Source organism: Pantoea sp. USMM079 (assembly GCF_037153115.1).
In the GTDB taxonomy this organism is placed as follows: Bacteria; Pseudomonadota; Gammaproteobacteria; order Enterobacterales; family Enterobacteriaceae; genus Pantoea; species Pantoea communis.
Genome location: NZ_JBBCKX010000005.1, coordinates 226574 through 250620, shown reverse-complemented (window position 1 = coordinate 250620; position 24047 = coordinate 226574). Strand labels below are relative to the sequence as shown.

The following is a 24047-nucleotide window of genomic DNA, read 5'->3' as shown; positions in this document are numbered from 1 at the left end:
GTGCGAATACAGAGGAGGAAACAGGCAAAGGAGATCGTGGAGGTATGACTAAGTGCGTTAATGCAACAGATGCAGTAGCGGCGACCCGAAGGCCGCCGAGGGCGCACCGTGGCGCGCCCTGCAGAGCCTGCAACTTAGAACTGGTAAACCAGACCCAGTGCCACAATGTCGTCGGTGTTAATACCGGCCGCATTGGTGAAGTTGTTGTCATCCAGCATGTTGATCTGGTAATCAACATAGGTCGACATGTTTTTGTTGAAGTAGTAAGTCGCACCCACATCAACATATTTTTTCAGGTTCTGATCGCCATAACCCTCTACGTTGCCGCGAGAAGAAACGAACGCCAGAGATGGACGCAGACCGAAGTCGAACTGGTACTGTGCCACCAATTCCCAGTTATCCGCCGTATCCGCATAACCGTATGAGGTCGCATCGCTTGAGCCAAAGCGCGTCGCGTTGTACGAACGGGTGTACATCGCGGCCAGATACACGTTGTTGGCGTCATATTTCAGGCCACCGGTGTAAGCAGAAGCTTTATCACCACGACCCAGGATAGCGCCGGTGTTCTGGTTGTTAGTACGGTCAGACTGGAACATCGCTGCACCGATACCGAAACCGGAGCCGATGTCATAAGTGGTGCTCAGGCCGTAACCATCACCGTTCTCACCCAGCACATCACGACCGCTAGAGGATTCAGTTGGGTTGTCATTTTTGCCCTGATACTGGACTGCAAAGTTCCAGCCATCCACCAGGCCAAAGAAGTTGGTGTTGCGGTAAGTCGCCATGCCGTTACCGCGCTGGAACATGTAGTTGTCCGCGCCGTAGGTATCGCCACCGAACTCTGGCAATACGTCAGTCCAGCCCGAAACATCATAGATCACGCCATAGTTACGACCGTAGTCGAATGAACCGGCATCACCGAATTTAACACCGGCAAAGCCGACACGCGTAAAGCTGTTGGCGGTGCCTTCGTTTTCAGAGGTGTTAAGGGCAGCCTGGTATTCCCACTGGCCGTAACCGGTCAGTTGGTCTGTAACCTGAGTTTCACCTTTGAAGCCGAAACGCAGGTAAGACTGATCACCGTCTGAACCTGAGTTGTCGGAGAAATAGTGCAGACCATCGACTTTACCGTAGAGGTCTAATTTGTTGCCATCTTTGTTGTAAATTTCAGCTGCGCTTGCTGAACCTGCAACCAGCAATGCAGGGATCATCAGGGAGAGAACGCGACGTTTCATTTTATTACCCTCTTTAATGTGCCTTTATTTATGCCACTGCAAACTGAACGATTAAAAATTCAGCCGGCAAGCCATTGTTATTTTATACGGGGCAATAATCTATCACGAAAATGATACTAAATTTCCAAAAGTGTTTCATTGTATTTAATAGTTATTTCCAAATGTAAATATCGTGGAACTAATAATCAGCACGGATCAACAAAGAATACAGCACATATTGGTAATCGATTATTTATACATTTAATAACAACAACTTAAATTGACACGCCCTGCCGCACTGAATGATAAAACTAAATTCACTTCAGCGCATACAATTACTCCCGCTATCATCATTTATTTCATTATTCCCTTCATTCACCCCGAATGAGTTGTTTTACCCTAATTCCCGCCGGACATTTTTGTCCGGCATTTTTTTTGCCAAAATCACTCATCCCCGCGTAATTTTAAGTAAAGTTAGTTGATTGGGTTAAATTAACTCAATCTCTCGGGCGCATTATTAGCTATTTTTCGCACTTTTTGTTCAATCGATAGCCATCATTCTGCAATGTTAATTTCTGTGCGTAATGAAGAATACTGGAATATGCACTGGCCCAGACTCTCTCCTATTAGCCTACATGAGTCTTCTCTTATTCAATTGGTTAAGGCAAAGTGCAGCGCTGATTTATTACCGATGATGATTTTATATTCATCCTTTTCCATCATGAAATTTCAATTTGCGACCGATTGATCGCGGCAGGAAGGCCGTGAAGGTGCCAGGAAAGTTCTGGAAAAGCGTCACGCCACGTCAAAACTCGGTAATATGCCTGTTTCTGGCGCTCATCTTTTCTGAACTCATCGGTTCTGAACTGCGGTGAGACGTCAGCTTTAATGCTAAACTTCGTCGCTTTGACGGCTATTGAAAAAGACTTTTATGACAGCACTGGACGCCGCACAGCACAATCATTTGCATCAGCGTGTCAACATGGGTACACGCATCGTCTTTCTGATCGCCGGACTTTGCATGTCGGCATGGGCGCCACTGGTGCCCTTTGCCAGCCAGCGTCTGGCACTGAGCGGCGCATCGTTAGGTGGGCTGCTGCTGTGTCTCGGTGTGGGATCGCTAGCAGCGATGCCGATTACCGGTGCGCTGATTGCCCGCGTGGGCGGCCGTCGGGTGATGTTATGTTCCACGTTAGTGGTGCTGGCGATCCTGCCACTGCTCACTCTGCTAAATGTGATGTGGTTGATGGCTGCGGCACTGATGATCTTCGGTGCCGGGTTAGGCATGCTGGATGTCGCCATGAATGTGCAGGCCGTTGAAGTGGAGAAAGCGGCACGCAAGCCGATGATGTCGGGTTTCCATGGTTTCTTCAGCCTGGGTGGGATTATTGGTGCCGGTAGCGTCAGTTTGTTGCTGGCCAGTGGTCTCTCGCCCCTGCATGCTGTCGCGGTGGTGATGGTGTTAATCGTGGTGCTGCTGGTGATCAGCCTGCCAACGTTAATGACTGAACGGTTGCATCAGCCCGATCAACCCTGGCTGGTGATCCCACGCGGTTGGGTCGCTTTCCTGGGGTTACTGTGCTTCATTCTGTTTTTGGCAGAAGGCGCGGTGCTTGACTGGAGCGCACTGCTGTTACTGCAAAACACAGAGATGGACGTAGCACATGCGGGATTGGGCTATGCCATCTTCTCCGTGGCGATGACAATTGGCCGTCTCACCGGTGATAAAGTCATTCAACGTTTTGGTCGCTATCCCGTCATGGTCACGGGTGCGTTAGCCGCTGCAGCGGGTATGACGCTGGCGGTGTTACTGCCGTGGCCACAGGTTGCACTGCTGGCTTTCCTGCTGGTGGGATTCGGCTTAGCCAACACCGTGCCAATGCTGTTTAATGCGGCCGGGAATCAACACGATATGCCGTCGAATCTGGCGATTTCTGCCATGACAACATTAGGCTATGCAGGTATTCTTTCAGGTCCGGCTCTAATCGGATTTATTTCCCAGTGGCTCAGTTTGAGTGGCGCATTTTTATTGATCGCCCTGCTGCTGCTGGCCGTTGCCGCCAGTGCTCGCCTGGTGGCGCGCTAATCGCAGGATCCTGAGACACTATGCTGCCTTACAAATTTCCGCTGACCTCGGGTAACGTCACCCGCTTCTTCGTGGTGTTCAACCTGGTGCTATTTCTGGCCCTGGGAGCTATGGTGCACAACAGTGTTAACGCCTGGCTTACTGAGAAGCGTTACGCGATGACCGATTTAGCGCGTGCCGTACAAAAACGCATCGACGCTTCGCGTTTCGCGACCTGGCAGATTTATGAAAATCTCGCCACCAGTGCGGCCGGATCTGCACCCAACACCAATCTTCTGGAAACCCGCCTGCGCCCGGATGTTTACTACCTGGAAAAGACGCGCCGTAAAACGGAGGCGCTGATCTTTGGCTCCCACGACAGCAGCACGCTGGATATGACGATGCGCATGTCCAACTACCTCGATACGCTGTGGGGCGCAGAGAATCCCACCTGGTCGATGTATTTCCTCAATGGCCAGGACAACAGCCTGATCATGATCTCGACGCTGCCATTAAAAGATATGGCAACGCGTTATAAAGAGAGCGCCATCAATACGCTGGTCGACAGCCGCCGTGCCGAGATGCTGCAACAGGCCAATGCGCTGGACGAACGTGAAAGCTTCTCACCGCTGCGTCATTTCGCCTGGCAGAACGATCACTACTTTACCCTGCGCACCACCTTCAACCAGCCTGGTCACCTCGCCACGGTGGTCGCTTTTGATCTGCCGATCAACGATTTGATCCCGCACAGCATGCCACTGGAAAATTTCCAGTTGATTCAGGATGCCACGCAATCTTCCAGCACCAGCAGCGACGATGCCACCAGCGAAACGACATCTGTTTCACTGGCGAATCCTAATCTCGTCATTGCGGCGTCACTGCCCAGCACTTCGTTACAGTTAGTATATCGCGTGCCGCTCACCAGCCTCGCTTTGGATACCCTGCATAATCTGATGTGGCCGCTGTTGATCAATCTGGTGCTGTTACTGCTCTCGATTGCCGGCATTACTTTATTGCGTCAGCAGTCATTGCGCCCGAACGAGAACCAAAGCGCCGAATTGGATTCGCTGCGCATGCTGAATGAAGAGATTGTTGCGAGCCTGCCGGTGGGTTTGCTGGTGTATGACTTCGCTACCAATCGCACGCTGTTGAGCAACAAGATTGCCGAGCATCTGTTGCCCCATCTGAACCTGCAGAAAATCATCAATATGTCCGATCAGCATCAGGGCGTGCTGCAGGCCACCATCAACAACGAGGTGTATGAGATCCGCCACGCCCGTAGCGTGCTGTCACCGCATACTCAGCTGTTTATGATGCGCGATCAGGACCGTGAATTGCTGGTGAATAAAAAACTGCAGAAGGCACAGCAGGTGTTGGATCGTAATCATCAGATGCGTCAGCAGCTGATGCAAAATCTCGGTCACGCCCTCAACCGTCCGCTAGAGAGTATGGTGGTGCAACTGGTGAAACTCAGTCAGCGTGATGAAGACGAAAGCGTGCTGGATTTGCTTGATGAAAGTCAGGGCCTGTCTCGTTTGGTCGATGACATTGTGTTGCTGAACCGCCTGGAAGCACACGACTGGTCGCCGGATGCCAGCGTGTTCAATTTGCAGGAGTTGCTGGATGACATTGCGCTGGAAAGCCTACCGCTGATGCGCCGTAAAGGGTTGGCGCTGGTGGTCAACAACCATCTGGCCAACGACGAGATGCGCTTTGGCGATCGTCGTGCACTGCGCAAAGTCCTGACCACCCTGATGCACTATGCGCTCACCACCACGCAGTGGGGCAAAATTACGCTGGAGATTAAGGCCAGCGAGAACAAACCGAACTCAGTGCTGCTGCAACTGGTGGATACCGGCTCCGGCCTGAGCGTCGATGAGCTGGCCAATGTTGATTTCCCGTATCTGGGCGAAACCACCCAGGATCGTTACGGTCAGGCCTCTGGCATGGCATTTTTCCTCTGCAAGCAGCTGTGCAAGCAGATGGGTGGCCAGCTGGAGATCATCGCCAAACCCGATATCGGCACACGCTATAATATTCAGCTGCCCCTCGCGCTGGAACTGCAAGGCGAGCAGGAAGAGAAGCTGCTGGAAGGCGTGACCGCACTGGTCGATATCGCCGTCGAGGATGTGCACAAAATTGTTTGCCGCCAGTTAGAAAACTGGGGAGCGAATTGCCTGACCTCTGACGAACGTTTATCCGGTCAGGATCATGATGTGCTGATCACTGACGATCCCGCCCGCCTCAATGGCTGGGCTCTGCTATTAGCCGGTGACGAAATGGGTCACCACGCATTGAACGATCAGCAATACCGGGTCAATTTCAATCTCAGCAATGCGCTGCTTGACGCGCTGCTGGCACTGATTGAAAAGCAAATGGCTCATGATTTGATGGAGGAAAGTAGTGAAGATGAGGCTGCCACGCCGCTGTTGAGCGGAGGCTATTTCCAGCTGTTTACCGAGACAGTACCGCCTGATGTGAAGAGACTGTATACTGAGGCAGCGGAGAAGGATTATCCCTCGCTTGCTCAGACTGCACATCGCCTGAAAGGCGTGTTCGCCATGCTAAATCTGGTTCCAGGTAAACAGCTTTGTGAAGAGTTAGAAAATCACATAAAACTATGTGAAGATTTAACCATTATAAATATCACCAGTGAAATTGACGCATACGTCAACCAACTGCTGCAGCAAGGTAACCCATAAGATGAATAACCTGAATGTAATTATTGCCGATGACCATCCGATTGTTCTGTTCGGTATCCGTAAGTCTCTGGAACAGATCGAATGGGTCAACGTTGTAGGTGAGTTTGAAGACTCAACAGCACTGATTAACAGCTTGTCCAAACTGGATGCTAACGTTCTGATTACCGATCTCTCTATGCCAGGCGAGAAATACGGTGATGGCATCACACTGATTAAGTACATCAAACGTCACTATCCGGATCTCTCAATTATCGTTCTGACCATGAACAATAACCCAGCGATCCTGAGCGCCGTATTGGATCTGGATATCGAAGGGATTGTACTGAAGCAAGGTGCACCGACCGATCTGCCAAAAGCGCTGGCAGCCCTGCAGAAAGGCAAAAAATATACGCCTGAAAGCGTGGCGAAACTGCTGGAGAAAATCAGTGCTGGCGGTTACGGAGACAAACGTCTGTCGCCGAAAGAGAGTGAAGTTCTGCGCCTGTTTGCCGAAGGTTTCCTGGTAACGGAAATCGCTAAAAAACTGAACCGCAGTATCAAAACCATCAGTAGCCAGAAGAAATCGGCGATGATGAAGCTCGGGGTGGAAAATGATATCGCCCTGCTGAATTACCTCTCTTCCGTGAGCGCGACTCAGGTTGAAAGAGATTAAGATGTAAAAAGGCGCACTTCGGTGCGCCTGTTCTTCTGTACTACCCTTTCCTGCTTTTTCTTACCCGCTCGGAATAGATTGCCAACGTCGATTTCAACACATCAAGCGTAACAGGCTTGGATAGGCAATTATCCATCCCGGCATCCATACAGCGCTGCTTCTCTTCTGCCAACGCATTGGCTGTCACCCCAATCACCGGGAAGGCATGGCCCAACTGACGCAGGCGCTGCGTCAGGCGATAACCATCCATATTCGGCATATTGACGTCACTCAGCACAATATCAATATGATTACGGCTTAGCACGTTCAGCGCATCGACCCCATCCTGTGCGGTTTTGGTTTGATAGCCCAGTGTGCCGAGTTGCTCGGAGAGCAACATACGGTTAATTGGGTGATCATCAACAATCAATACCATAATGTCATCGTAACGGTTGGCCTCTTGCGGTGCGGCCAACTGCAACGGCGTGCTGGTTTCGCTATCAATATTGAGGCGATAGATGCGGCCAAGTAATGAAGGCAGATCGTGCAGCATCGCACTGCTCTGCACCCACTGACCCGGCGCGGTTTCCTGCGGCATGTCGATGTGCTGACCGCAGATGTGAATCTGCGCGCGCACGGCCTGTGACACCGTATCCTGATGGTCGCTAATAATCACATCGTCGCTACCGGCATTACCCTGATAATGCGCGATCGCAATACCCTGTTGCTGTAACAGACGCAGCAGGAAGACCGCGAGATAATCATTGCGCATATCCAGCCAGATGGCTTTTTCCTGCAAACCATCCAGCAGCGGCGGCGCAGGCTGTTGTCCAGCGTAAATGGGGATACGGATGATAAACTGGCTACCCATGCCCGGCTCAGAGTCGACCTCAATATCACCGTCCATCATGTTGATCAGCTTTTCACAGATCGCCAGACCCAGCCCGGTGCCCTGGAAGTTGCGCTGCACGCCAGAGCCCACCTGGAAGAAGGGATCGAACAGACGCGTCACTTCTTTCGCTGGAATACCGACGCCGGTATCGCGCACGCGGAAGGCTAAATACCCATCTTTGACATAAGCATGCAGAATAATGCAGCCGGTATGGGTGAACTTGATCGCGTTATTCAGCAGGTTAGAAATGACCTGCTGCAGACGCATTGGATCGCCATCCATCGTCAGCGGCACATCATTTTCGATCATCACATATAACGTTAGACGTTTACGCACCACCAGCGACAGATAGTTGCTGGCGATGTGATTGACCACCTCACGCGGCGAGAACGGGCGCGGCTCAATCTTCAGCTGCTCCGACTCAATTTTCGAGAAGTCGAGAATATCACTGATGATTTTAAGCAGCAGGCTCGATGAGTTGTTCATCGCCGTCACCAGCGATTCCACACCTTTTGGCAACGACTTAGTTTGCAGCAGGTCGAGGTTACCGATGATGCCGTACAGCGGGGTGCGCAGTTCGTGACTGACGGTGGCAAGGAACATGGATTTGGACTGGCTGGCCTGCTCTGCCGCATGCGCCATCTCCTGCAACGACTGCTCCATGCGCACACGCGCTGAAACGTCCACCAGCACGCAAATCGCTACGTTTTCATTGCGATAGCGTGAATGCACAAAGCTGATTTGCAGGTTGGTATTGGTACCGGTGAGCACATCGACAAAGTTGACCTGCTGGCCCCCGATGATCTCATTGAGGCGCTGACGATCTTCCTGCGTCAGCAGCGTCAGATAGTTGTGAGCCAGTTCGTTACTCAGAATATTGGTGCCGTCGCTGGTGCGCAAAATACAGATGCCGACCGGCGCCGAAGCGACAATTTTGCGGTTGAACTGCTCGTGCTCTTCCAGCCGATGTGCGTTATCTTCCGCTGGCAGGAACATACGGCGTTCGAATATCCATGCCAGCGTGAACAGGATCAATGCGCTGAAGATATTCAGCAACAGCGCGTTAATCAGCATCAGCTTGAGCTGATCCACCAGCACGTCAGTAGAGAGTGACCACACCACGTTAAGATTGGACGGCGGCAGCGGTTTCTTCAGGACTAACTGGCGATAGCTATCAAGATAACCAAACCAGGTGCTGTCATCCGGCAGATCGTCAAAAGAGTAGCCGGGGCCACCGCGACGCGAACTCAGCAACGGACGGTAGTTCTCATCAGTAATGGTGGCAACCAGCGGCAAGCCGCCCGGCTGAATAAACTCATCAAGACGGATATTTTGTTCCACGCCCAGCAACGCCTGTAGCTTGTTGGCCACATACACCGGCATCACCATGTAGAAATTACCGACACCAGGCTGGCTGCTCGGCGTAATCCAGTACATCGGATTGCGCCGCTCTTCTTCATTGCCGCTGCGATAGTGCAGCACCCGCTCGCGCAGGGCTTTTAGGCTCCGTTCACGATCGACTGAATTGTTGTTACCAATGGCGAAATCGGCCAGACACTGATTTTCACCCCCAATAAAGAACACCCGGTTGAGTTCGTAAGCGGAGGTGAAGTTACTTTTCCAGTAGTTGATGAAGTAACCCAGCGAATCGAGCGAGTTACGCCAGGTGTTACTCATTGAAGTGCAATCACCATCAGAAAACAGCGGCGTGAACTGTGGCAAGGTACTTTTACCGGCAGGCAGGCCATTCAGCACGTCCAAACCGTTGCTACTGTTACTTAAGCGGTTTTCGGTGATGTATTTCAGTTCACGCATGACGTCGGCCGAGTGGCGTACATACCATTCCGCCTGGCCATAATTGGTGTCAAATTCCTGGCGAACCGCGTTCTCTTTTTCGTGCAGTACGTTGATGATGAAGAAGGTAGTCAGCAACGCACCCAACGTCCAAAGCAGCAGCGCCAGCGCACGGAACAGATAGCGCGAGATGCGAAGCGTAGTGCGAAAGGAGACGAGATATTTCAAAAGAGACTCACTGGCGGTAAGGGGTTGTCAGGAAGTTGAAAAACCCTCATACACTAGCTTTATCGGCCCGAAAAAGCCAGTTGGTGCGCGACTTTGGGAGTAAAACTCAGATAAAAAACGGCAGGTCGGTTGCCCTGACCTGCCGCTGTTGTTCACCGCTGCGGATTACTCTTCTTCGTCCGCTTCGGGTGCGTCGTCGTCGTTGTCCACTTCCGGCGCGATATCGTCTTCGCCTTCCGCGACGCTGCCGTCGATGGCGTCGAGTTCTTCTTCTTCCACCGGCTCAGCAACACGTTGCAGACCCACCACGTTTTCGTCTTCCGCGGTACGAATCAGAATCACGCCCTGGGTGTTACGGCCGACCACGCTGACTTCCGATACGCGTGTACGCACCAGCGTACCGGCATCGGTAATCATCATGATCTGATCGCCATCCACCACCTGCACCGCACCGATGACCGGTCCGTTACGTTCGGTGACTTTAATCGAGATCACACCCTGGGTTGCACGCGACTTGGTTGGGTATTCGCTATTCGCTGTACGTTTACCGTAACCATTTTGCGTCACAGTGAGGATGGCACCCTCTTCACGTGGCACGATCAGTGAAACCACTTTATCGCTTTCAGCCAGCTTGATACCACGAACACCAGAGGCCGAACGGCCCATGGCGCGAACCGCAGTCTCAGAGAAGCGCACCACTTTACCCGCAGCAGAGAACAGCATGGCCTCATCGCTACCGTTGGTCAGCGCAACACCGATCAATTCATCATCTTCACGCAGGTTGATGGCGATAATACCGGCGCTACGTGGACGGCTGAATTCCTGCAGGGCAGTTTTCTTCACGGTACCGTCAGCGGTCGCCATGAAGATATTGAAGCCTTCGGTGTATTCACGCACCGGCAGAATGGCGGTGATACGTTCGTTGGCTTCCAGCGGCAGCAGGTTAACAATTGGGCGACCGCGCGCGCCACGGCTCGCTTCTGGCAGCTGGTAAACTTTCATCCAGTAGAGACGGCCACGGCTGGAGAAGCACAGAATGGTATCATGGGTGTTGGCCACCAGCAGACGATCAATAAAGTCTTCTTCTTTAATACGTGCTGCGGATTTGCCTTTGCCACCACGACGCTGCGCTTCATAGTCAGTCAGCGGCTGATATTTGACATAACCCTGATGTGACAGCGTGACCACAACATCTTCCTGATTAATCAGATCTTCAATGTTGATGTCGGCGCTGTTGGCGGTAATCTCAGTACGACGTTCATCACCAAACTGGTCGCGCATTGCCACCAGCTCTTCGCGGATGACTTCCATCAAACGCTCGGCGCTCTGCAGGATGTGGATCAGTTCTGCGATCTGGTCCAGCAGCTCTTTGTATTCGTCGAGCAGCTTTTCGTGCTCAAGGCCGGTCAGTTTCTGCAGACGCAGATCTAGAATTGCCTGAGCTTGCTGTTCAGTCAGGTAGTACTGACCGTCACGAATACCGAACTGCGCTTCCAGCCACTCTGGACGTGCTGCGTCATCGCCCGCACGCTCCAGCATGGTGGCTACGTTGCCCAGATCCCATGGCTGTGCCAACAGGCCCGCTTTCGCTTCAGCTGGCGTTGGTGCGCGACGAATCAGTTCGATAATCGGATCGATGTTGGCCAGCGCAATGGCCAGACCTTCAAGGATGTGTGCACGGTCACGCGCTTTGCGCAGTTCGAAAATGGTACGGCGCGTCACCACTTCACGGCGGTGGCGCACGAAGGCTTCAATGATGCCTTTCAGCGTCATGATCTTCGGCTGGCCCTGATGGAGTGCCACCATGTTGATGCCGAAGGAGACTTGCAGTTGCGTCAGGGAATAGAGGTTGTTGAGCACCACTTCACCGACCGCATCGCGTTTGATCTCGATAACGATACGCATACCGTCTTTATCGGATTCATCACGCAGGCCGCTAATGCCTTCCACACGCTTCTCTTTCACCAGCTCGGCAATTTTCTCGATCAGGCGCGCTTTGTTTACCTGATACGGGATTTCATTGACGATGATGGTTTCGCGGCCGGTTTTTGCGTCGGTTTCAATCTCACCGCGTGCGCGGATATAAATCTTACCGCGACCGGTGCGATAGGCTTCTTCGATACCGCGACGACCGTTGATAAATGCCGCAGTTGGGAAGTCAGGGCCGGTGATGTGTTCCATCAGGCCTTCAACAGTGATGTCTTCGTCTTCGATAAAGGCGAGGCAGCCGTTGATCACTTCCGTCAGGTTATGCGGTGGAATGTTGGTCGCCATACCTACGGCGATACCGGACGAGCCGTTCACCAGCAGGTTAGGAATTTTGGTCGGCAGCACTTCAGGAATCTGCTCGGTGCCATCGTAGTTCGGCACAAAATCGACGGTCTCTTTTTCGAGGTCCGCCAGCAGTTCAGAAGAGATCTTCGCCATACGCACTTCGGTATAACGCATCGCTGCGGCGGAGTCGCCATCAACGGAACCGAAGTTACCCTGACCATCTACCAGCATGTAGCGCAGGGAGAACGGCTGGGCCATACGAACGATACTTTCGTATACCGCGGAATCACCGTGTGGGTGATATTTACCGATCACGTCACCGACCACACGGGCCGATTTCTTATAAGCTTTGTTCCAGTCGTTACCCAGTTCGCTCATGGCAAAAAGCACACGGCGGTGCACCGGCTTCAAGCCATCACGCACATCGGGTAAAGCTCGGCCAACGATGACCGACATGGCGTAATCGAGGTAGGAGTTTTTTAACTCTTCTTCGATATTGACCGGTGTAATTTCTCTCGCAAGGTCGCTCATGGAGCCGCTATCCCTCTACATAATGCCGGTTTTTAATGGTGCGAAAGTATATCACAGTGGTTGCCCTCGGTGAACGTAAAGCAGGGTTTAATGCCGCTTTTCCTTGCAGGTGAGAGATGCGCTAGCAAGAGTTAAGCGTTTATACTGAGGGAATATTTTGTCAGGAGTCGTGATTCAATGAGTGAACAACCGCAGGAAAGCCGCCAAAACGTCGACCATGCTGAGATTGCCAAGTTTGAAGCGGTCGCATCGCGCTGGTGGGATTTAGAGGGTGAGTTTAAGCCGTTACACCGCATCAATCCCCTGCGTCTTGGCTGGATTGCCCAGCACAGCAATGGTTTGTTTGGTAAGAAGGTGCTGGATGTCGGCTGCGGCGGCGGTATTTTAGCGGAGAGCATGGCGCGTGAAGGAGCCAACGTGACCGGGTTGGATATGGGTGCGGAGCCGCTGGAAGTAGCACGGTTGCATGCGCTGGAGAGCGGTGTAAGCGTGAACTATGTGCAGCAGACAGTGGAAAACCATGCGATTAGCCATGCGGGCGCCTATGACGTGGTGACTTGCATGGAGATGCTGGAGCACGTACCGGATCCGCGTTCTGTGGTGCTGGCATGTGCGCAGTTGGTTAAACCGGGCGGCGAAGTGTTCTTCTCGACCATTAACCGTAATCCCAAGGCGTGGTTGCTGGCGGTGTTTGGTGCCGAATATGTGATGCGCATGGTGCCGCGCGGTACACATGACGTGAAGAAGTTTATCCGTCCGGCGGAGTTGCTGAATTGGGTTGATGAGACGCCATTGCGTGAGATGGGCATGATCGGCCTGCATTATAATCCGCTGACCAATCAGTTCCGGTTGGGACGTGGTGTGGATGTGAACTATATGGTGCATACACATCGTCAGGATTGAGTGGTTGCTGTGGGGACGGTGCGTGGTTGCTGGTTGCTGGTTGCTGTGGGGACCGTGCGTCGGCCAGTAAAGCCCCGCCCGATCGCAAAGGAAACACGCATCCATGCAGATCGGCCGCCGCATCCCTGCGGCGGACGCTTTGCTCTTCGGGCGGGGCTTTACTGGCCCTAAACGTTGATGATGGCTTTGGATCGTCTCTGTGGCAGTGGTGCATCTGTTGGCAATTGCTTATTCAAGAGCCAACACGTCACGCCAGTAAGTGTTAAGACGAAATGATCAACGCCCTTACTCGGGAAAAATCCCCTTAAACGCGGTTTTCTTTCTCGGTTCGCTCATCAGCGCCTCTAGCGCCTCGACGCAGGCCAGATAGTGCGGCGTTTTCTTGTGCGCCAACACCGCTGCTTCATCGGCATAAGCTTCATAAATAAAGAAGCGTGTCGCTTCACTACTGTCCTGCAAAACGTCAAAACGCAGGTTACCAGGCTCCTGCAGTGCACCTAAATGATTGAGCTTAAATACCCGCAAAAATTCGTCGATACAGTCGGGTTTGACGTTGATCTCCACCAGTGTTACTTCCATCACACGGCTCCTAGAAGTCATAGTTGTCAATGTTGTCTTTGGTAAACACTACGCGCTCAGGCAGTAGCACAATACCATTCCCTTTTGCCTCGTAATTGTAGCCTTGTACGCTGTTATCAGAGACCGTCACTTTACCCACATCGGGTACATCAAGCGTATCGCCGGGACTCAGCTCCCCTTTCAACAGTTGGTTGGCGACTGCCACGGAAATTTTGCCCTGCTTAACCACATCCCACAGACCAAACTGCTTCACCGTGCCCCGCTTCACATAGGGGCGCATCACATTCGGGGTGCTAAATCCAACCAAGGTGACATCTTTGCGTGCCAGATTTTCTGCTGCCTGCGCGGCGGCGGGCAGTGCATTGGCATCAGGTGCGATAATCACGTCCAAATCTGGCCACGACTTCAGGATACCCTCTGCGGTTTGCAATGATTTGGTGGCATCGTTATAGCCATATTGTGTCGTAACAATTTCCCAGTTGGGGTGGTCTTTAGCGATTTTGGCCTTCGCCTCTTTGACCCATTGATTTTGGTCAGTCACCGTGGGGCTTGAATAGAAGAACGCGACTTTGGCTTTATCTTTTGTCACCTGACTCGACGCCATATCCACCAGCATGCCCCCCAACTGCGTCGGTGTGCCCTGATTAATGTAGATTGAACGGCATTCAGGTTTGGTATCAGAATCCCATGTCAGGACTTTTACCCCACGTTGCATTGCACGTTTCAATGCCGGACAGAGTCCATCTGGCGATACCGCAGCCACAACGATGGCGTTATAACCTTGGTTAACGAAGTTATTGATCATCTGCACCTGTCCAGAAACACTGGGTTCTGTTGGACCATCGTAGGTGACATCGACGCCCAAGGTTTTTCCTGCATCAGTCGCACCTTTACCACCACTGGTGAAATACCCTACCCCCACGAGTTTAGGGATGAAGGCAATGCGTTCGGCGGCTTGAATACTCATACATGTTCCTAACAGGCAACAAAGCGCGAGCGATAATTTCTGCAGTTTCATGATTAAGACTCCCGGTATGATGCGGGGCGACGTGCCATTCGAACACGGATTCGCCGCCACATTTGGCGCACAATGCCTGGATTCAGGCTCCAGGAGCGTCCAATCACCGCAAAGATCAAGAGTGCGCCAGAAAGCGCATTGCTGACCTGACTCGACACCCCTACCATTTGCAAACCCTGCTGCAAAAAACCGATGACCAGCGTGGCGAGCGCCGTCCCCATAACCGAACCCGCCCCGCCGTAGATATTGGCCCCGCCTAACACCACCGCAGTGATCGCGGGCATTAATAGCGGCGTCCCTAAATCAGCACGTGCCGATCCGAAATAGGCACTCATCACCACAGCCGCTATTGCTGATGCCAGCCCAACTAAGCCATACAGCAGGAATAGCGTCCGATTGACAGGTAACGCACCGTAGCGCGCTGCACACGCGTTTTGCCCCAACAAAAAAATATACCGCCCTGTACGCGTGCGATGCATCACCCCCCAAAACACCAAGCTAAGTAGAACAAACAACAGCAGTGGCATCGGAATGCCTAAAGGTGTCAGGTTAGCTAAATTGGTAAACGCGTCCGGGAAATTACCAATACCTTCAAACCCCGATGCCCCAGCCAGCCCCGACAAAAGCAAAGCGCCGCCGCCGAACAAATACAGTGTCCCCAAGGTGATGACTAAAGGATTAACTCCCGTCCAAAGGATCAAGAATCCATTAAAGCAGCCGCACAGGAAGCCCAGAATTAAGGTGCAGAGCAAGGCAAGCGGTAACGGCCATTGACTTTGCAGCATGACGCCCAGCGCAATAGCGCATAGCCCAGTAACAGAAGCAAAGGAGATATCGATGCCGCCACTGACGATGACCAAAGTCAACGGTAACGCTACGATGCCCACGGTAATAAAATCACTGGTACTAAACAGGAGTGTTTCAATATTCAGCATGTGCGGGTTCGCCCAGCCAAAAAGTAAAATCTCCAATACCAGTAACAAGGCCAGAGCACTTTCCCAATTCAATGCGTGTTTCATTCGATGGCTCCCTGACGTGGAGCTGAAGACGAAGAACGTGTTTTCCTTGGCGGTGCAGTGAGAAAACGTGCGTACTTCTGCCGATGTAAGCGCTGGGTTAACGCTTTGCGTACCCGCCCATCAATCACTAACACCGCCAATAGCACCAGCCCTGATATGAAATCATTCCACCAGGCCGGTAATCTCAGCAACACCAGTACGCTGTCGATTTGCGTCAAAAACCACGCACCCAGCACCGCGCCTATTAAGGTCCCGGTGCCTCCGAGTAAGCTAACGCCACCCAGCACACAGGCGGCAATCGCTTTCATCTCCATGCCCGTGCCCGTTTGGTTGGGCACGAAGCCAATTTGTGCCGCGAAAACGATCCCCGCTAACGCCGCCAGCGCCCCGTTTGCAGTGAAGGCTAAAATGCGTACCTGATTAACGGGCACTCCCAGTTGACGCGCACCTTGCAAGTTGTCACCCGTGGCATAAAAGTGACGACCTGCTGATGTTCGTGCCAGTAGCAACGTCATTAACACCACCAACAGCAAAATCAGCATGCCCAGCGGTGAAACGCCCAATGCCAGCGGTGCGGCCAGCGTTTTAAGCTGTTCCGGCAATCCCTCAATCCATTTACCTTCGGTTAACAGCAACATCAATCCACGATAAAGCCCCAGCGTGCCCAGCGTGGCCACAATGGCCGGAATGCGCAGCCCCGTGACTAACACGCCATTAAAGCAGCCCGCGAGCATGCCGGTGATAAGTGTGAATAAGCAGGCAAGTGGTAATCCCATTCCCTGATTAAGCAAGATACCGAGCACGGCGGCACACAGCCCCATGGTCGATCCGCAAGAGACATCGATATTGCGCGTCAGCAACACCAGTGTGGCGCCCATCGCCAAGAGAATCGCAATCTGCGCGCTGCCAAAAATCATGCCCACCCACTGCAAACTGAGACTCTGCCGGTCCAGCACGAATGGCATGATGAACAGCAGTACAATCGCCAGCAGCGTGGTGAGTTCACGGTGAGTTTGCAGGTATCTCAACATGGGCTGACTCCAGAGGTTTGCCGGGCCTGTCCCCACGCCATGTGCAGGATATTTTCAGCACTGACAGCCGATGCGGATAGCTCGCCCACCAGCTCCCCCTGATGCATCACCACGACACGATCGGCCAACAGCGCGACTTCATCCAAATCCGAAGAGATGATCACCAACCCTACCTGCTGTGCAACAACGGAGCGAAGCAGTTGGTAGATATCAGCACGGGCGCTGACATCTACCCCGCGTGTTGGCTCATCCACAATCAGCACCTTTGGCATCGCTTCCAGACAATTCGCCAATAACAATTTTTGCTGATTGCCCCCCGACAGCGTTCGCGCTATCTGAGACGAATCATTCAGTCGAATGCCCAGCGCCCGCTGATAACGTGTCAGAATAGCTTTCTCAAGCTGTGGTCGTAGCCACCATCTGCGCTGCGGAAGCGTCAAAGCCGTGACATTCCAGGTTAAGGGGGCGTCCAGATAGAGCCCTGAGCGTTGGCGATCTTCGGGCAAATAAACCAACCCAGCCTGCAACCGGCGAGCCGTAGAGAGGGGCAACAGAGGGATATCCTGAAGATGCACAGTACCGCTGCTGGCTTCGCGTAAACCATACAAGGTTTCCGCCAGTTCAGTGCGGCCCGCGCCAACGATCCCCGCCAATCCCAGAATTTCACCTGTTTTGACTTCAAAAGAAACGTGACGAAAACCTTCCCCGCTGAGCTCATGAACACGCATTAATTGCTCGTTGTGCTGGTCAGAAAACGTGGCTCCTGCTTGCAACCAAAGTTGCTGTTCAGCACTTAACCGGGCTGCTGGCTCCTGCGGCATCATGGCCGCCACCAGGGCCTCATCATCCCAATCCGCTATCGCGCCTTGTAGAACAATGCAGCCATCACGCATCACGCTGACCTGGTGAGCCAGCGCGCGAATTTCTGGCAACTTATGAGAAATGAAGATAATCCCCGCACCTTGCTGTGCCAACTGACGCACCAGACGAAATAAACGCTCACTTTCAATCGGCGTGAGTGAGGCGGTAGGTTCATCAAAAATTAACACGCGCACATCACGCATCAAGCCACGTAATATCTCGACTTGCTGTTGATCGGCGACCGCCAACGTACCTGCCAGCGCGTTCAGCGGTAGGGTACTGTCCATCTCCACGAGCAAGCGTTCAAGCTTGCGCATATCAGCCTGCGCATGAGGTAGTCGGAACATAATGTTTTCGCGTACGGTTAAGCTGGGAAACAGCAAAGGCTCCTGCGGTACGAGATAGATGCCGCATCGATGGGCTTGCGCGGGTGTCATGAGTGAAAGCCGTGTTCCGGCTAATAACACTGAACCGCTGTCGGCCTGTTCAATTCCGGCAATGATCTTCATTAACGTTGATTTACCCGCACCATTTCCGCCGAGTAAGGCATGAATCTCGCCACTACATAACTGAAAATCGATACTTTTAAGCACCGTTACACCGGAGAACGCCTTACTGAGCTGTGTTATTTCAAGTAACACGTTGGATTGTCCCATGACCTTCTCCCGCCCCATTGCCGCCAGAAGAACAAATGATTTTCAAATAACATTATGTTCACAATCCTGGTTAAGCTCTCCACAGAAAACTCACGGCGTGGTCACAGATTGTGTTTTCCTTTCTCAAAAGCTTATGCTGAATAATGACAGGATGTGATAACTGCCACCAACGTCACATTTAATTAACAAGTCAAAACGAACAATTGATTTTAATTTTATAAAGTGTTCATCATGAAAAGCGATCGTACCCCGGCTACGGGACTTATTGTGGATAACGGTATGGGCGAAGAAGAACTCCTTGCGCGCACTGCCTGGTTCTATTATCACGACGGCCTGACGCAAAACGAAATCGGTGAAAGACTCGGTTTAACGCGCCTCAAAGTGTCACGCCTGCTGGAGAAAGGGCGTCAGTCTGGGGTAATTCGTGTACAGATCAATTCACGCTATGAAGGGTGTTTAACACTCGAACATGCATTGCAGCAGCGCTTTAACTTAAAGCAGATACGTGTACTGCCACAGTTAGACAGCCCTAATTTGAGTCAGAGACTGGGTGTCGGTGCTGCTCAGATGCTGATGTCGGTTCTCCAACCACAGCAATTACTGGCTGTTGGATTTGGTGAGACCAGTATGAATACCTTGCAACACCTCAGTGGCTTTATTTCATCGCAACAGATTCGCATGGTGACGCTATCGGGTGGCGTCGGCCCCTATATGACAGGCCTTGGGCAGTTAGATGCAGCCTGCGGTATCAGTATTATTCCGGCCCCGCTGCGCGCATCCAGCGCCAACGTTGCTCAGATCCTACGCCAGGAGCGGAGTGTGAAAGATGTCATGCTCGCTGCTTGCGCCGCCGATGTGGCCATTGTGGGCATCGGTGCATTAAGTCAGAAGCAGGAAGCCACTATATTGCGCTCTGGTTATATCAGCGAGGGCGAGCAGCTGATGTATGCACGTAGAGGCGCAGTTGGCGACATCCTTGGCTATTTCATGCGACCCGATGGGCGGTTAGCGGAGGCCATGCCTATTCATGAAGAGCTGATTGCGGTTAGCCCTGAAGAACTGGCGGCAATTCCTATGGTGATGGGGGTCGCGGGTGGCCCTGATAAAGCAGAGGCCATTCTTGCTGCGCTGGAAGGTGGCCGTATTAATGCTCTGGTAACAGAAGAAGGAACGGCCCGCTCAATATTGGCATTGCTCTAATCGCCTCGCGGCGGGGCGGAATAAAGGCAGTCAGGTTTTCCATTGGAGATACTGAGATGACACATTCACACGCCCCGCATTTGATGGCGCTCGACGCCGGTACTGGCAGTATTCGCGCCGTGATTTTCAATCTTCAGGGTGAGCAGGTCGCCGTGGCGCAAGCTGAATGGCGTCATCTCGCCCTGCCCGATGTGCCGGGATCGATGGAGTTTGATCTGAGCCACAATTGGTCACTCGCCTGTCAGTGTATTCAGCAGGTGCTGCAACAGTCGCAGTTGCCAGCCAGCGCGATTCGCAGCGTGGCCTGCTGCTCGATGCGCGAAGGGATCGTGCTCTATAACAAAGCCGGCGAAGCAATTTGGGCCTGCGCCAACGTGGATGCCCGTGCCAGCCGCGAGGTGAGTGAGCTGAAAGAGATTCATCACGGCGAGTTTGAGCGTGAAATCTATCAGTGCTCAGGGCAAACCCTGGCACTTGGGGCAATGCCACGCCTGTTATGGCTGGCGCATCATCGACCCGATATTTATCGTCAGGCGGCAACGCTGTCGATGATCAGCGACTGGCTGGCAAAATGCCTGAGTGGCGAACTGGCAGTGGATCCCTCCAACGCGGGCACCACCGGCCTGCTGGATTTACGCACCCGAAACTGGCGGCCTGATTTGCTGGAGATGGCGGGTTTGCGCGGCGATATATTGTCTCCGGTGGCCGAAACCGGTACGCAACTGGGAACCGTGACAGCCGAAGCCGCTCGTCAGTGTGGGCTGGCGCAAGGCACAGTGGTTGGCATGGGCGGCGGTGATGTGCAGTTGGGGACACTGGGGTTAGGCGTAGTGAATGCGGGTGAAACCGCTGTGTTGGGGGGCACCTTTTGGCAACAAGTCGTGAACTTGCCGCAGCCGCAGATTGATCCTCAAATGAACATTCGCGTGAATCCGCATGTGATCCCCGGTATGGCACAGGCGGAAGCGATCAGTTTCTTTACCGGCCTCACGATGCGCTGGTTCCGTGATGCCTTTTGCGGTGAAGAGAAACTGCTGGCGGAGCGACTGGGTGTGGATTGCTACAGCCTGCTGGAAGAGATGGCGGCACGCGTCCCCGCAGGTTCGTGGGGCGTGATGCCGGTGTTCTCAGATGCAATGCACTTCAACAAGTGGTATCACGCTGCGCCCTCCTTTATTAATCTTTCCATCGACCCCGAACGCTGCAATAAACAGACGCTCTTCCGTGCGCTGGAAGAGAATGCCGCGATTGTTTCGGCCTGCAATCTGGATCAGGTGGCCGCCTTTTCCGGTGTCCAAACCTCACAGATAGTGTTTGCCGGAGGCGGTGCGAAGGGCAAATTGTGGAGCCAGATTTTGAGCGATGTCACGGGGCTGACGGTCAAAGTGCCGCAGGTGAAAGAAGCCACCGCCCTGGGCTGCGCGATTGCGGCTGGCGTCGCCGCTGGGGTTTACCGCAGTTTGCAGGAAACCGGGCAAGCATTAGTACGCTGGGAGCGCGAATTTCACCCCAACGCAGAACACCACCAACTCTATCAACAGCAAAAAGCCAACTGGCAGAAAGTCTATGCCGACCAACTCACCCTGGTGGACAGTGGGTTAACCACCTCGATGTGGAAAGCACCAGGTTTGTAACTCACTGCTATCCAGATCAATTTCCTTTTAGACGCGTACCACGCATTTTTGTAGGCTGGATTGGTCACAAAAAATTCATAAGCAATTTTAGATAAGTTCGCTACTGGCGGCCTTGTCAGGGCTTTTTTGACTTCAGAAATATCCGTGATGAGAACCTTTGAGCAATAAACACGCGCTCGATCAAAAAGTGAAAAAAAAGTCGCTGGCAGTTGACACCATTGGCAGGCCTTACGGAATGGGGATCCAGGAATTTCGCTACCCCCCTGGACGGATTTTTTCGCGAAAATCAACTCTTGTGATGATCAGAATGCTGACTAGAATACTCACCATATTGTTGTTCAAACTTCCCGCACCCCCTATATATAGTGTTTATCCACAGGCTTACTCACAACGAGCGGCTTGTGCATAGACCTTGTGAATAGATGGGGGATAACTCACTCTTTCATGGACAGGTAAACACGCGACATGAACCAAAGTCTGCTCGTTACTAAACGCGATGGCCGCCAGGAGCGCATTGATCTCGATAAGATTCACCGGGTACTGGATTGGGCCGCTGAAGGGCTGAATAACGTCTCCGTGTCTCAGGTTGAGTTGCGCTCCCACATTCAGTTCTACGATGGAATTCGTACTTCTGATATCCATGAGACCATCATCAAGGCCGCTGCAGACCTGATCTCCCGTGATGCGCCGGATTACCAGTATCTGGCTGCTCGCCTCGCCATCTTCCACCTGCGTAAAAAAGCGTACGGCCAGTTTGAGCCGCCGAAGCTGTACGATCAGGTCGTGAAAATGGTTGAGATGGGCAAATACGACCGTCACCTGCTGGAAGATTACAGCGTAGAAGAGTTCGAGCAGATGGACGGCTTCATCGACCACTGGCGCGACATGAACTTCTCTTACGCTGCGGTGAAGCAGCTGGAAGGGAAATACCTGGCGCAGAACCGTGTGAGCGGTGAAATCTACGAGAGTGCCCAGTTCCTGTATATTCTGGTTGCCGCATGCCTGTTCTCCGGTTATCCGCGTGAGACGCGTATGGATTACGTGCGTCGCTTCTATGATGCCGTGTCGACCTTCAAAATCTCACTGCCGACGCCAATCATGTCTGGCGTGCGTACCCCAACGCGTCAGTTCAGCTCTTGCGTCTTGATCGAATGCGGTGACAGCCTTGATTCCATCAATGCCACCTCCAGCGCTATCGTAAAATACGTGTCGCAGCGTGCGGGTATCGGTATCAACGCTGGTCGCATTCGTGCGCTGGGTAGCCCAATCCGTGGCGGCGAAGCCTTCCATACCGGTTGCATCCCGTTCTATAAACATTTCCAGACGGCAGTGAAGTCGTGCTCACAAGGCGGCGTACGTGGCGGTGCAGCCACCCTGTTCTACCCGATGTGGCATCTGGAAGTGGAAAGCCTGCTGGTGCTGAAAAACAACCGTGGTGTTGAAGGCAACCGCGTGCGCCACATGGATTACGGCGTACAGATCAACAAGCTGATGTATACCCGCCTGCTGAAAGGCGAAGACATCACTCTGTTCAGCCCGTCTGACGTGCCTGGCCTTTACGATGCGTTCTTCGCCGATCAGGACGAGTTCGAGCGTCTGTACACCAAATACGAGAAAGACGACAGCATCCGCAAACAGCGCGTGAAAGCAGTTGAACTGTTCTCACTGATGATGCAGGAACGTGCTTCTACTGGCCGTATCTACATCCAGAACGTCGATCACTGCAACACCCACAGCCCGTTTGATCCGGCTATCGCGCCCGTCCGCCAGTCTAACCTGTGCCTGGAAATCGCGCTGCCGACCAAACCGCTGAACGACGTCAATGATGAAAGCGGCGAAATTGCCCTGTGTACGCTGTCTGCGTTTAACCTTGGTGCGATTGACAGCCTCGACGATCTGGAAGAGCTGGCGACCCTCGCGGTACGTGCACTGGATGCACTGCTGGATTACCAGGATTACCCCATCCCGGCGGCAAAACGCGGCGCAATGGGTCGTCGTACTCTGGGTATTGGCGTGATCAACTACGCTTATTATCTGGCGAAAAACGGCGTGCGTTATTCTGATGGCAGCGCCAACAACCTGACGCATAAAACCTTTGAAGCGATCCAGTACTACCTGCTGAAAGCCTCGAACGAGCTGGCAAAAGAGCAAGGTGCCTGTACGTGGTTCAAAGAGACCACCTACTCACAGGGCATTCTGCCGATCGACACCTATAAAAAGGATCTCGACGCCGTTTGCAGCGAGCCGTTGCACCTGGATTGGGAAGGTCTGCGTGAGTCGATCATTACGCACGGTCTGCGTAACTCCACGCTCTCTGCCCTGATGCCGTCTGAAACCTCTTCGCAGATTTCAAACGCCACCAACGGTATTGAGCCACCGCGCGGTCACATCAGCATCAAAGCATCCAAAGACGGTATTCTGCGTCAGGTGGTGCCAGAGTATGAGCGTCTGAAAGATCAGTACGAACTGCTGTGGGAAATGCCCTCTAACGACGGTTACTTACAGTTGGTTGGTGTGATGCAGAAATTTATCGATCAGGCGATTTCGTCGAACACCAACTATGATCCAAGCCGTTTTGCCAATGGCAAAGTGCCAATGAAACAGCTGCTGAAAGATCTGCTGACCGCGTATAAATTTGGCGTGAAAACCCTGTACTACCAAAACACCCGTGATGGTGCGGAAGATGCGCAGGACGACCTGGCTCCTTCCATTCAGGATGACGGCTGCGAAAGCGGCGCTTGTAAGATTTAATTAGTCAGACGCCCTATCTTGTCAGGGCCGGCAATGGTCGGCCCTCATCACTTTTGGACTTAGC

Annotated in this window: 15 protein-coding genes; 7 read left to right on the top strand and 8 right to left on the bottom strand. The window is 52.9% G+C overall.

Translation table 11 applies throughout. From position 1 onward, the window contains the following. Positions 1 to 134: 134 nt before the first annotated feature. Positions 135 to 1235, bottom strand: coding sequence for a porin OmpC (ompC, locus tag WFP70_RS10825; RefSeq protein ID WP_337023289.1), 1101 nt, complete (start codon positions 1233 to 1235; stop codon positions 135 to 137). A gap of 910 nt (positions 1236 to 2145) precedes the next feature. Here ompC and WFP70_RS10820 point away from each other — a divergent pair. The 3 genes from WFP70_RS10820 to rcsB are packed head-to-tail and all read left to right on the top strand — an operon-like array spanning position 2146 to position 6633. Next, the gene (locus tag WFP70_RS10820) at positions 2146 to 3300 is read left to right on the top strand and encodes an MFS transporter (protein WP_034825009.1); all 1155 of its coding nucleotides are present in this window, start codon (positions 2146 to 2148) and stop codon (positions 3298 to 3300) included. Positions 3301 to 3323: 23 nt separating this feature from the next. Beyond that, positions 3324 to 5981, top strand: coding sequence for a phosphotransferase RcsD (gene rcsD / locus WFP70_RS10815; protein ID WP_337023372.1), 2658 nt, complete (start codon positions 3324 to 3326; stop codon positions 5979 to 5981). Position 5982: 1 nt separating this feature from the next. Further along, on the top strand, positions 5983 to 6633 hold the full coding sequence (gene rcsB, locus WFP70_RS10810; protein WP_034825012.1) for a response regulator transcription factor RcsB: 651 nt from the start codon (positions 5983 to 5985) through the stop codon (positions 6631 to 6633). Between the two features lie 40 nt (positions 6634 to 6673). Here rcsB and rcsC read toward each other — a convergent pair whose 3' ends face one another. After that, positions 6674 to 9526 (bottom strand): two-component system sensor histidine kinase RcsC, encoded by a 2853-nt coding sequence (gene rcsC / locus WFP70_RS10805; protein ID WP_337023290.1) that lies wholly within the window; start codon positions 9524 to 9526, stop codon positions 6674 to 6676. 165 nt (positions 9527 to 9691) lie between these two features. Then, the gene (gene gyrA, locus WFP70_RS10800; RefSeq protein ID WP_034825018.1) at positions 9692 to 12331 is read right to left on the bottom strand and encodes a DNA topoisomerase (ATP-hydrolyzing) subunit A; all 2640 of its coding nucleotides are present in this window, start codon (positions 12329 to 12331) and stop codon (positions 9692 to 9694) included. 177 nt (positions 12332 to 12508) lie between these two features. Between gyrA and ubiG the strand changes: the two genes are divergently transcribed. Continuing rightward, the gene (ubiG, locus tag WFP70_RS10795) at positions 12509 to 13234 is read left to right on the top strand and encodes a bifunctional 2-polyprenyl-6-hydroxyphenol methylase/3-demethylubiquinol 3-O-methyltransferase UbiG (RefSeq protein ID WP_337023291.1); all 726 of its coding nucleotides are present in this window, start codon (positions 12509 to 12511) and stop codon (positions 13232 to 13234) included. A 285-nt stretch (positions 13235 to 13519) separates the two neighbouring features. Here ubiG and lsrG read toward each other — a convergent pair whose 3' ends face one another. The 5 genes from lsrG to lsrA are packed head-to-tail and all read right to left on the bottom strand — an operon-like array spanning position 13520 to position 18398. Beyond that, the gene (gene lsrG / locus WFP70_RS10790) at positions 13520 to 13813 is read right to left on the bottom strand and encodes a (4S)-4-hydroxy-5-phosphonooxypentane-2,3-dione isomerase (protein WP_337023292.1); all 294 of its coding nucleotides are present in this window, start codon (positions 13811 to 13813) and stop codon (positions 13520 to 13522) included. 10 nt (positions 13814 to 13823) lie between these two features. After that, positions 13824 to 14831, bottom strand: coding sequence for an autoinducer 2 ABC transporter substrate-binding protein LsrB (gene lsrB, locus WFP70_RS10785; RefSeq protein ID WP_337023293.1), 1008 nt, complete (start codon positions 14829 to 14831; stop codon positions 13824 to 13826). A 2-nt stretch (positions 14832 to 14833) separates the two neighbouring features. After that, positions 14834 to 15850, bottom strand: coding sequence for an autoinducer 2 ABC transporter permease LsrD (gene lsrD, locus WFP70_RS10780; protein WP_337023294.1), 1017 nt, complete (start codon positions 15848 to 15850; stop codon positions 14834 to 14836). Continuing rightward, positions 15847 to 16881 (bottom strand): autoinducer 2 ABC transporter permease LsrC, encoded by a 1035-nt coding sequence (gene lsrC / locus WFP70_RS10775; RefSeq protein ID WP_337023295.1) that lies wholly within the window; start codon positions 16879 to 16881, stop codon positions 15847 to 15849. The genes lsrD and lsrC overlap by 4 nt, the downstream gene beginning before the upstream one ends. Beyond that, a complete protein-coding gene (lsrA, locus tag WFP70_RS10770) occupies positions 16875 to 18398 on the bottom strand; it encodes an autoinducer 2 ABC transporter ATP-binding protein LsrA (RefSeq protein ID WP_337023296.1) in 1524 nt (507 codons plus the stop codon). The genes lsrC and lsrA overlap by 7 nt, the downstream gene beginning before the upstream one ends. Before the next feature lie 231 nt (positions 18399 to 18629). Between lsrA and lsrR the strand changes: the two genes are divergently transcribed. From lsrR to nrdA, 3 genes are all read left to right on the top strand, one after another. Then, the gene (gene lsrR / locus WFP70_RS10765; protein ID WP_337023297.1) at positions 18630 to 19598 is read left to right on the top strand and encodes a transcriptional regulator LsrR; all 969 of its coding nucleotides are present in this window, start codon (positions 18630 to 18632) and stop codon (positions 19596 to 19598) included. 56 nt (positions 19599 to 19654) lie between these two features. Then, a complete protein-coding gene (gene lsrK / locus WFP70_RS10760) occupies positions 19655 to 21232 on the top strand; it encodes an autoinducer-2 kinase (protein ID WP_034825035.1) in 1578 nt (525 codons plus the stop codon). 465 nt (positions 21233 to 21697) lie between these two features. After that, complete coding sequence (gene nrdA / locus WFP70_RS10755; RefSeq protein ID WP_337023298.1) at positions 21698 to 23983, top strand: class 1a ribonucleoside-diphosphate reductase subunit alpha; 2286 nt, start codon at positions 21698 to 21700, stop codon at positions 23981 to 23983. Positions 23984 to 24047: the final 64 nt, after the last annotated feature.

What these genes read in the sequence shown, in the direction of transcription:
- ompC (WP_337023289.1), bottom strand. Translation starts at nt 1,235, where the DNA reads ATGAAACGTCGCGTTCTCTCCCTGATGATCCCTGCATTGCTGGTTGCA.
- WFP70_RS10820 (WP_034825009.1), top strand. Translation starts at nt 2,146, where the DNA reads ATGACAGCACTGGACGCCGCACAGCACAATCATTTGCATCAGCGTGTC.
- rcsB (WP_034825012.1), top strand. Translation starts at nt 5,983, where the DNA reads ATGAATAACCTGAATGTAATTATTGCCGATGACCATCCGATTGTTCTG.
- gyrA (WP_034825018.1), bottom strand. Translation starts at nt 12,331, where the DNA reads ATGAGCGACCTTGCGAGAGAAATTACACCGGTCAATATCGAAGAAGAG.
- ubiG (WP_337023291.1), top strand. Translation starts at nt 12,509, where the DNA reads ATGAGTGAACAACCGCAGGAAAGCCGCCAAAACGTCGACCATGCTGAG.
- lsrG (WP_337023292.1), bottom strand. Translation starts at nt 13,813, where the DNA reads ATGGAAGTAACACTGGTGGAGATCAACGTCAAACCCGACTGTATCGAC.
- lsrB (WP_337023293.1), bottom strand. Translation starts at nt 14,831, where the DNA reads ATGAAACTGCAGAAATTATCGCTCGCGCTTTGTTGCCTGTTAGGAACA.
- lsrD (WP_337023294.1), bottom strand. Translation starts at nt 15,850, where the DNA reads ATGAAACACGCATTGAATTGGGAAAGTGCTCTGGCCTTGTTACTGGTA.
- lsrC (WP_337023295.1), bottom strand. Translation starts at nt 16,881, where the DNA reads ATGTTGAGATACCTGCAAACTCACCGTGAACTCACCACGCTGCTGGCG.
- lsrA (WP_337023296.1), bottom strand. Translation starts at nt 18,398, where the DNA reads ATGGGACAATCCAACGTGTTACTTGAAATAACACAGCTCAGTAAGGCG.
- lsrR (WP_337023297.1), top strand. Translation starts at nt 18,630, where the DNA reads ATGAAAAGCGATCGTACCCCGGCTACGGGACTTATTGTGGATAACGGT.
- lsrK (WP_034825035.1), top strand. Translation starts at nt 19,655, where the DNA reads ATGACACATTCACACGCCCCGCATTTGATGGCGCTCGACGCCGGTACT.
- nrdA (WP_337023298.1), top strand. Translation starts at nt 21,698, where the DNA reads ATGAACCAAAGTCTGCTCGTTACTAAACGCGATGGCCGCCAGGAGCGC.